This is a genomic window from Aquabacterium sp., assembly GCF_004297345.1.
Taxonomy (GTDB): Bacteria; Pseudomonadota; Gammaproteobacteria; order Burkholderiales; family Burkholderiaceae_C; genus Aquabacterium.
On sequence record NZ_SCTN01000044.1, the window covers coordinates 1 to 8,986 of the forward strand.

Annotated in this window: 9 protein-coding genes; 7 read left to right on the plus strand and 2 right to left on the minus strand. The window is 56.1% G+C overall.

All coding sequences use genetic code 11. From position 1 onward, the window contains the following. Positions 1-23: 23 nt before the first annotated feature. The 7 genes from EPO09_RS01290 (at position 24) to EPO09_RS01320 (ending at position 7,298) form a co-directional block, all read left to right on the plus strand. Positions 24-2,672, plus strand: a complete 2,649-nt coding sequence (locus tag EPO09_RS01290; protein WP_290639392.1) for a DEAD/DEAH box helicase — start codon at positions 24-26, stop codon at positions 2,670-2,672. 152 nt (positions 2,673-2,824) lie between these two features. Continuing rightward, positions 2,825-3,604, plus strand: coding sequence for a DUF2971 domain-containing protein (locus EPO09_RS01295; RefSeq protein ID WP_290639394.1), 780 nt, complete (start codon positions 2,825-2,827; stop codon positions 3,602-3,604). Then, positions 3,601-4,302: a hypothetical protein gene (locus EPO09_RS01300; RefSeq protein ID WP_290639396.1), complete on the plus strand. Its 702-nt coding sequence runs from the start codon at positions 3,601-3,603 to the stop codon at positions 4,300-4,302. Before EPO09_RS01295 ends, EPO09_RS01300 begins: the two co-directional genes overlap by 4 nt. Positions 4,303-4,808: 506 nt before the next feature. After that, positions 4,809-5,063: a hypothetical protein gene (locus EPO09_RS01305; RefSeq protein ID WP_290639397.1), complete on the plus strand. Its 255-nt coding sequence runs from the start codon at positions 4,809-4,811 to the stop codon at positions 5,061-5,063. 61 nt (positions 5,064-5,124) lie between these two features. Beyond that, complete coding sequence (locus tag EPO09_RS01310; protein WP_290639399.1) at positions 5,125-5,427, plus strand: hypothetical protein; 303 nt, start codon at positions 5,125-5,127, stop codon at positions 5,425-5,427. A 62-nt stretch (positions 5,428-5,489) separates the two neighbouring features. After that, positions 5,490-5,978 carry a hypothetical protein gene (locus EPO09_RS01315; RefSeq protein ID WP_290639401.1) on the plus strand — a complete coding sequence of 163 codons (489 nt, stop codon included), beginning with the start codon at positions 5,490-5,492 and terminating at the stop codon, positions 5,976-5,978. A gap of 771 nt (positions 5,979-6,749) precedes the next feature. Beyond that, a complete protein-coding gene (locus EPO09_RS01320; protein WP_290639403.1) occupies positions 6,750-7,298 on the plus strand; it encodes an outer membrane beta-barrel protein in 549 nt (182 codons plus the stop codon). Between the two features lie 43 nt (positions 7,299-7,341). Here EPO09_RS01320 and EPO09_RS01325 read toward each other — a convergent pair whose 3' ends face one another. Then, a complete protein-coding gene (locus tag EPO09_RS01325) occupies positions 7,342-8,559 on the minus strand; it encodes a hypothetical protein (RefSeq protein WP_290639405.1) in 1,218 nt (405 codons plus the stop codon). An 11-nt stretch (positions 8,560-8,570) separates the two neighbouring features. Next, the coding region (locus EPO09_RS01330; RefSeq protein ID WP_290639407.1) for an SDR family NAD(P)-dependent oxidoreductase at positions 8,571-8,986 on the minus strand (416 nt) is incomplete at its 5' end.

Genomic DNA, 8,986 nt, shown 5'->3' on the forward strand with positions numbered 1-8,986 from the left:
GGCTACACGCCAGAGGGGGTCAAGTGAACACCTTTGCACAGGACCTCGCGCAACGTCTCACTGGACACGCCTCATTCTGGAACTACCTTGGGCAACTGCAAGGTGCAGGGGCTGCTCGTACTTTGGCCAAGCAGATCGAGGCCCCTTCGCTTGCCGTTCCGGACGTTTTGAAGCTGCTCTACTGCGCCTCGGTCTTCGTGCAAACAGACCAGGATGAGCTTAAGCGTCTGGCGCAGACCATCGTACTCAACACACTGCTGCTGCACGAGGACGCGGAACTGCGGGAGCGTAGCCTTCATGTTCTCACTGAGTTGGGCAACTTTCCAAGCCTATCCTACGCCGAGCGGAAGTACGGTGCGGGCAACGAAAGCCTCCTCGGTCGCATGAATAGGATGGTCTCTCAGGCGCTGAACACGGTACCCATCGACGGCAGCCCCGTCCCCTTGACGGATTACCAGAAGCAGGTTTGGGACCGGCTACCGACAGCCAGGGCGATTGCCATATCCGCACCGACTTCGGCAGGCAAGTCCTATGTTGTCATCGAGCACATGTGCAGGCAAGCCGAGGAGCGCGACAACTTCGTCGCTGTGTACATCGCGCCCACGAGAGCGCTACTTTCAGAGGTGCAGCATAAAGTTCAGCGGCGCCTCAAGTACCGCGACGACATCCGCGTCTCTACGGTGCCATCCCTAGACCCCCTACATCGGACTCACCAGGTCTTCATCCTGACGCAGGAGCGTCTGCAGGTCTTGCTATCCATATGGGATGAGAAATTTGATGTGGTGATCGTAGACGAAGCGCAGAACCTCTCCGACGCCGCCCGGGGAATGATTCTGCAGGATTGCTTGCAAGTCGTGATATCTCGAAGTGAAAAGACTCAACTCATAATGCTCGCTCCCGGCGCGGTCGGGCTTCCGGAGGTGGCTAGGGCCATCGGAGTGTCTTCCCTGCAGCCGGAGTTCACTGGCGTCTCACCTGTGCTACAGAACCGCATCGTCGTCACCAAGGTCAAAGGCAGACCCAAGGAGATGAAACTCCAACTGCTTCGTGGCCCCAATGACCGCGTCGAACTTGGCACTGTAGTCACCGACATCGGTCTGGACAACAAGACGACGAGGCTTGCTGCCGTTGCGCTGGAACTAGGCGGCAGGGAAGGTTCGCTGATCTATGAGACCGGGCCGACTCGCGCGGAGAAAACGGCGCTCCAGCTAATGAACGAGTTGACGCGGCGAAATCCTGACTCGAAAGACACATCTCTTCGCGAGTTGTCTAGTTTCATCAAGGAACACATTCATCCCGAGTACCAGCTTGCTGGCATGGTCGTTCATGGCGTGGCCTATCACTACGGGCGTATGCCCAGCCTACTGCGTGAGGCTTTGGAGGCATCGTTTAAGCAGGAGGCGACTGGGCTCAAACATCTGGTCTGCACAACAACCCTTGCGCAGGGCGTAAACCTTCCGGCTAGAAATGTCTTTATAGATACGCCTAAGCGCGGACGGGGTGAGAACTTGGATCCCGCGTTGTTGTGGAACTTCGCCGGTCGTGCGGGAAGGCTGAGCCAGGATGTCGTAGGCAACGTTTTCTTGGTCGATTACGACGACTGGGAGAGCACTCCGATGGATGAGTTCGTCCCCTTCGAGGTGACATCGGCTATCACGGCAACGCTGGAGAGTCAGTTCGACACCGTCATGGAGGCAGTTCAGGGAGAGATGCCCAACGCACTCCCCTGGAATACTGAGGGAACGCGAGTGCGGGCGTGTGCAGGACTTCTGATCGCTAAGGCCGCCACTGGCGCGTCCCACGAGTTTTTGCGAGCGGTGCTGCCGCCAAGCCGCGCAAGTGCCATTGCCGACGTAGCAGAGAGTGCCAAAGAGGCCGTGGCTGCAATTGGCTTGCCTGCGAACCTCTTATATGCCAACTGGACCATCGACCCCTACGGGCTGCGGCGCTTATATGACAGATTGATGGAAAAAATCAATGCTGGCGAGCTTGCCGACATCGTTCCCTTGAACCCGCGTGAGGCACCCGATGGCCTTTATCAGGGCATCTTCAGCCGCATCCTCAAAGCAGTCGACCAACTAGAGAACAACTTCGGTGCGCTGGTTGCGGGTCTTGCCATTCAGTGGATGAAGGGCACACCATATCCGGTCATATTAAGCAACTGGGTGAAGCGCTCCCGAGCCTCTGAAGAACGCAAGGAAAAGAAGGCTGCTGAAGCCATTGCACCTGAAGGCAAGACAAGATCGCGACGTAAGCCACGGAGCGTCGATGCCCTCATCCGGGAGGCATTCGACCTCATCGAAGATGTCGTGCGTTTTCGCTTCGTACAACTCGGCAAAGCCTATCGCGACCTTCTTATACATGCTCTCCACGAGGCGGGTATGGATGAGCACATAGCCGAGGTTTACGACTTCGCGCTGGCACTTGAGTTGGGCGTCTCTACCGACACCGGAACTGCGTTTGTCGAACTGGGCTTGTCGCGTATTGCCGCATCTGCGCTGGAGAACCTTTTTCCCAGCTCCAGCATGTCAGTAGCCGAAGCTCGCAAAGCGCTCCGTACACTCGACGTTGTGACCAACAAATTAAGCCCGATTATCGTTGCCGAGCTCGACCGCCTTGGGCTGAGGGAGCCGCTGACCGAGGAGTCCTCGAACATCGGAACAACTAGCTGATGAGTATCGGCTTGCCCGAATTCCGCGAGTAACTCGACGGCAGACGACATTAGTTGTCATGAACCGCTGCGGTGATCTTCGTCCCGCGTGCTTTCGGGTTAAGCAGATGCTGGACGTCGCACAAACAATGCGTAAGGAGCGAGAGGTGCACGATGACTAAACCGTTGGACAACGACGCTGCCAAAGGTACTCGATCTGATGAAACACATTTCACCGGGCACAAGTTCCGAGGGTTGAACGATTTTTTCTGGCAGAACCTTGAGGCGTCCACGGTCTATTTCCCGGCACCACACCAGTTGAACGACCCATACGACTGCCAGATAGACCTTATGAAAGCTATTCGGCTCGCAAAGGTTGAGGGCGAACCGCTGTCTGATGCCCTCCAAGAACGCTGGCAGATCTTTGCAACGTCAGTGACCGCGCCGGCCGCGACATGCGGTATCTTCAGCCTCTGCGCAGGGGACATCCGAGGAATGGACGAGCGCCTGCTATGGGCGCACTATGCGGATAACCATCGGGGCGTCGCAATTACCTATGAGATTCCGTACAAATTCGTCGACACGATGATCGGGTTTGCGCCCGTAACCTATGGTGAGGGAAAGCTGCTTGCCGCGCTACGGGCCCTCGACCTATCGGGGCGACCAGACTTCAAGACAGTGATCGAACCAGTAATCACCAACTTCCTTACCACCAAGGCCAAGCAGTGGGGGCACGAGAAAGAAGCTCGATTTATCTCTTTCACCCCAGGGCTCGTACGATTCGAACGTGACTGGCTGCGTCAAATCTGCTTCGGCTTGAACACCCCCCCGGCAGACCGAGCGGCTGTCATCGAGGCGACAAAAAGATTCGGCTATCGGAACTGTCGTTTCGCCGAGGTTTTCAACGCGGACGGAGGACTTTACGAACTTGACACCCGAGAGGTTCACATATGACCGTAAGCCTCTCGAAGCTACTTGATCCATTGCACGACAGGGTACTGGACGGTCTCGAATTTGCGCGAATTGCTTTCAGACTATTCGACGAGGTCTATGAGCTACCTGATGACGGCAAGACCCTTCGCGAACGCAAGGGGGATGTAAAACCACTGTTGGAAGAGGTGCTGCCCATCGCGCGATTCGCCCTTGCGCATTACGGCCAAGGCCAATACTTGACGGTTCGGTGGGTGCGGGGTAGCCAGCCTTTCGATGCGAAGTTGGTTTCCCATGGCGGCAGGGTCGATCACGGAATGTGGCCAGCTCAAAGCACACTAGAGGTGACAACAGCGCAGCATCCTAACGAGTACCTGATGCGTGAGCGTCTGAACAGCGAGGGAGGCGCTTTTGGCCTGGAAGGTCTGACGCGTATCAAGGGCCCAGCGGGAGCGAAATCCGTTGCATCTGTGCCGACCGTCCACTCCAGCCTCGAAACCATCAATGCGATGGCCACATTGATCCTCGGCTCGATTCAAGCCAAGGCTGCAACGAACTACCCACAGGATACGACGCTCATTGTGAATGTTGAGCTGAATGGCCTTTACCTGGACGAAGAGTGGCGCCAACTAGTGCATATAGTGCGAGAACGATGTCCTTCCCACGGATTCAACGCAGTATTCCTGTGCGCTGGTCCCGGCATCTACAGCACGTCCTTGTAACGTTCCCACGTCTAGCGCCGGTGCAACTACTGGACTAACTGAAAACAGCCCACTCATTGCGCATGCGATAAATGGCCGCTCCCGGCCTGAAACGGGGACAGCAACACAGATAGCACGCACACGGGTTCAAGTGCAGGACCGGGAACTCGACGCGTTTCATGTGCGCAAAAACAGTTGATCAGCCCAATTCAAGCCCGGTCTACACAACCCAACAAAGTCCAATCACTAAGCCTCGCGTTTAGCAAATTCCAGTTTGATCCCCCGGGGGGAAATGCAACACTCGTCCTGTCGTCACCTGTTATGGTCCAATCTGAAAAGGGATCCAGGGGCCCGCAATCTCCAAGTTGAACGACTTGACTTGGAGATTGCGTTGCAAGGCCAATGCAACATCGAACAACCGCTGGATTTGGGGCGGACAAGGGATAGTTACAAACGGGTCAAATAAGGCGACCATCGGCTTTGTAGCCCTTCGCGCAGGCACATTGAGTTGACCGAGGATAATGACCATGACGAAAGATGAAGCGTTGGCAGCCATTAGCGCCGCATTCGGTGGGGCAGAAGCTTGGGCGGTTGTTGGCAATTGGGTGGTTTTTGTTGAAACCAAGCCAAAGAGAGAGGTCGCATTAATGGGACGTTTTGTGGAAACGAACATTCTTGGCGACGCTATGACTCCGTCCGACCTAACCAGACACATTCAATCGATTGCTTTGGAGTCTTGGGCGGTTCGTTCTGATGGCGTGCACCAACTTATTCTGAACTGAACTGGAGCGTCAGTTCGTATCAATCAGAACTTTGGCAAGTTAATGGGAAGGAATATGGCAAATGAGTTATGGATCAGATGAAGCCATCCAAGATGCTGAGGATGTGCACCGTGAGCATTGCGCTCGGCTGATTGCGCAATGTGCGGCGCAGCTCGTCGCTGCTCATGACATGGGGCGAGATGAAGCCATCCAAGCCATCACCAACTGGATGCGCTTAGATGGGGAAGCGGAAGCCGATCCGACCGGCGTGATGGCCTTGGAGAATGCATTTCCCTCACCTAGCAAGCTAATGCCGACAAGGCAGGTTGCCGCCATAGCACACGAGCTTTTGGAAGCTGCTCGGGACGCGTCCGACACTCTCTGAATTATCCAAAAAACAGAGACTAAAAGCGTCGCACACGTTACAAGAGCCCTGACTGACCGTATATGACCAAGTATGACGAACTATCAGCCAAAGCGATCGCTGCGGCGAACCGCGTGAACCAGCAGGAAACGATTTGTGAATTTAAAGCGAGCTATGTCGTGTCGCGATTCGCAACTCGACTCGGTGCACCAGCAGATCGTATTGCGACGCTGGAGCTGGACGAGGAACTCAATCCCACTAATGCTGCTAGAAACCTAGGCGATCGGCCGAAAATAAGGCAAGGACGCGATGGACGTTGGTATTTCGGCGTGAAAGTAACCTATGGCGACCCTCGCGGAATGTCTTGGCTCTGGGAGACGATGGTCTGGTCCATCCGCCCTCTCGATGACGCAGGAAAAAATGTGGCTCTCGGGTTGCTCGATGAGTCTGATCAAGACATAGGTAGTGATAGCGAACTCGACGCATTCTTTGACAAAATCATTGCGCGTACAAACGAACGCTTTGAAAGCGGCTTCACCGCTGGGCGCAAAGGGGTTGGCTTCAATGCGTAAGTCATCGACAACGCCTTGGCTCGCATGACGCCTAGCCATGCCTCTGTTAGATGGCAAGCCAACACAATTACCACCCCACCGCCACGCGACACTGCAGCGCTGGTCAACGGAGCGCGGACCTTCAGTCAGCGTTGTGTGCTTTGGACGAAGTCGCTCTGGGTCCATACAAGACTAGGGAACGCAGGCCGCGCTGAATCCTGGACTGAATCGCCGTGGCCTTTCTAGCCATCCAGAGAAAGAAAGGACGCGGTCGCGAGGCAGCTTTGATGAACGTCCCCCTAAGCTTGAAGCGGGCAGTAACTCTGATCGCAAGCAAACGGATTCAAGTGCGAGATCGGGAATTGAACCAGGCGCATTTCAAGCGTACGAAAGCAGTGGGCCGCCCCAATTCAGGCCCGTTTTGTACACCCCGACAAAGTGCAATCACTAGACCCCTCGTCAAGCAAAGTGCAGTTTGATCGTAGAAGCTAGTGCTTCAGAGGGAGCTGAAACGCTCCCTCCGTCAAACAGACAGGCTCCTCAAGTGCAAGACAATGCTTTAGCCGAGGTGCAAAGCAATCCTTTAAGTCACATGAGCACCCCAAAAACCCTGGCGGATCACTCCCCAGGGTTTTTTCTTGTCGGCCGCGCAAACGCTTTGTTGCAATGTCGATCCCCGCATTTTCCCCAGGGCCGCACAGCGTCGAGCCGCCCCAGACAGCGTGCAGAAAAATGGTGTAATGCCTGCTTGGCAAATGAATGCCACTCCGATTGACAGAGGGACGACGAGACATGAAACAAATTCTGATGGCCAGCCTGCTGGCACTGACCGCCGCAAGTGCTTCGGCTCAAGTTGAGAAGGTTTACGCTGGTGGTTCGCTGGGCTGGGCAAAGATCCCAACAACCTGCGCCGCGGGCGAAACCTGCAAAGACAACAGCGTCGGCTACAAGGTTTACGTCGGCTATGACGACACCGCCAAAATCGCCGGCGAACTGGGCTACATCAATTTTGGCAAATCCAAGGTTGACGCTGGCACCGATCATGCTGAACTCAAGGCGCACGCCGTCACTTTGGCGCTGGCATTCAAGCAACAACTGGACACGGGCCTCAAGGGCGTACTGCGTCTGGGTGCCGCCAACGTCAGCGCCAAAGAAACATCCAATTTTGGCTTTGCCGACAAAGGCAGCGGCTGGAACATCTATGGCGGCGTGGGTGCTGAATATGACATCATGCCCGGCCTGAAAGCAGCCGCTTCGCTGGATGTGACCAAGGGTGGCACGGACGGTGGCGATAGCGGTACGCTGTACCTGCTCAGCGCCGGCGTGCAATACCACTTCTGATCAGGCTGCGGCCTCGATGCAAAAAGGCACTCCTCGGAGTGCCTTATTTCTTCAGGCTCTTCTTGCTCGCCCTCAATTGCATGAAATGCCCCAGGCTCACGATAGCCAGCACCATCAGCAAACCATCAAATGGCAGCCGGAAGCGAATCCGCGTGAAGAACAACGCGGCCAACAAACCATTGATGACATAGACGCCGATCAGCAAACGCTCTGAGCGAGACAAGGGCACGCGGCCAACCATCCACACTCTTGCCAACACCATGGCAAGCATCGGGTAGTAGGTCAAGAACATCAGCCAATCTTTCCAGGCCGCATTTTGCTCGCTGGTTGCGGCCTCGGCATGGTAGTTGTAGTAGTTCAGCGCCTTGCCGACATACAGCGAAGCAGCCTCCATGGGATGGGCTTTGATCCAGTCTGTCGCAAACCCCTGCAAGGCCTTGCTGGACTGCACCTCATCCAGCCCCTGTGTCTGTTGTAGATAGCGCGTCAAATCTACATCGACACCGCTGTTGACCCGGGTGAACTCGCTGTTACCCAACAGCAGATTGACGCCACCATTTGTTGCGACGGGCACGAACTGCCCAAAGACCTGGTAGTTGCGCACCAGCCATGGCGACATCGTTGCAACGGTCATCAAGCCGAACACAATGGCCGACAGCACATTACGACGCCATGCAAACGGCCCGAAAAAGGCCACGTACGCAGCAAACAATGGCGCCAGCAGCTGAAACGACGGCGCAACCAACACCAGGTAGCCATAAACAACGCCCGCGAAGATGAACGTACGCCAAGAAGCCTCGCGGCGAGAAAGCAGGCAGATCAAGCCCAGCATGAGGGCCATGCACAAGGTCTGCGGGTACAAAGTAGATGCGGCATACAGCCACACCGGATACACCAGCAGGCTGGCACCCGCCAACCACGCTACAGCAGGTGTCTCACGCGCAATCAGCGCACGCATGAGCCACACAGAAATGCCCAGGACGACAACGTTCAGGATCTTGAGCCACAGCACGCCTTGTTCTGTGCCGGCAAACAAAGTCATGAGGAAGGGATAGCCGGGCGGTCTGTAGGCCGTGGGCTGGAGCGCCGGCGTCACGTAGCCGTGACCTTGAACCATCTGCTGAGCCAGCGCAAAGTAATCGCGCTCGTCCTCATAACGCAAGCTCGTTCCCGACATGAGCGCAACGCCCAGGGCCAAGACCATGCTGAGCGCAAAGAGCCAGAAAAACAGCTTGTTCGATTTACCCTGATCCAGTTTCATCGCCGACAGCCTCACAGCGATATTTTGATGAAGATCGCCTCGGGAATGTGCTTGATGATCAGCATGATCAGGCGCCAGAAGCCAGGGGTGTACACAATCGTCCGCCCCTTGTCGATGGCGTTGCTGATGTCACGCGCAACCTGATCGGGCTTGGCCCAAAGCGCCCCCTTCTTCAGGTGCGCTGTCATGGGGGTGTCCACAAAGCCGGGCTTGATGGTGATCACGTGCACCCCTTGCTTGGCCAGACGCTGCCGCAGACCAGAGGCAAACGCACTGACCAAGGCCTTGGCGCTGCCATACACGTAGTTGCTCTGCCGCCCGCGGTCACCCGCCACAGAAGAGATCACGGCAATCGCGCCCGACCGCTGGGCCGCCAATTGCTCGCCAGCCAAGGACATCAACGACACGACAGACGTGCCATTCGTAC

What these genes read in the sequence shown, in the direction of transcription:
- EPO09_RS01315 (WP_290639401.1), top strand. Translation starts at nt 5,490, where the DNA reads ATGACCAAGTATGACGAACTATCAGCCAAAGCGATCGCTGCGGCGAAC.
- EPO09_RS01300 (WP_290639396.1), top strand. Translation starts at nt 3,601, where the DNA reads ATGACCGTAAGCCTCTCGAAGCTACTTGATCCATTGCACGACAGGGTA.
- EPO09_RS01320 (WP_290639403.1), top strand. Translation starts at nt 6,750, where the DNA reads ATGAAACAAATTCTGATGGCCAGCCTGCTGGCACTGACCGCCGCAAGT.
- EPO09_RS01305 (WP_290639397.1), top strand. Translation starts at nt 4,809, where the DNA reads ATGACGAAAGATGAAGCGTTGGCAGCCATTAGCGCCGCATTCGGTGGG.
- EPO09_RS01295 (WP_290639394.1), top strand. Translation starts at nt 2,825, where the DNA reads ATGACTAAACCGTTGGACAACGACGCTGCCAAAGGTACTCGATCTGAT.
- EPO09_RS01325 (WP_290639405.1), bottom strand. Translation starts at nt 8,559, where the DNA reads ATGAAACTGGATCAGGGTAAATCGAACAAGCTGTTTTTCTGGCTCTTT.
- EPO09_RS01310 (WP_290639399.1), top strand. Translation starts at nt 5,125, where the DNA reads ATGAGTTATGGATCAGATGAAGCCATCCAAGATGCTGAGGATGTGCAC.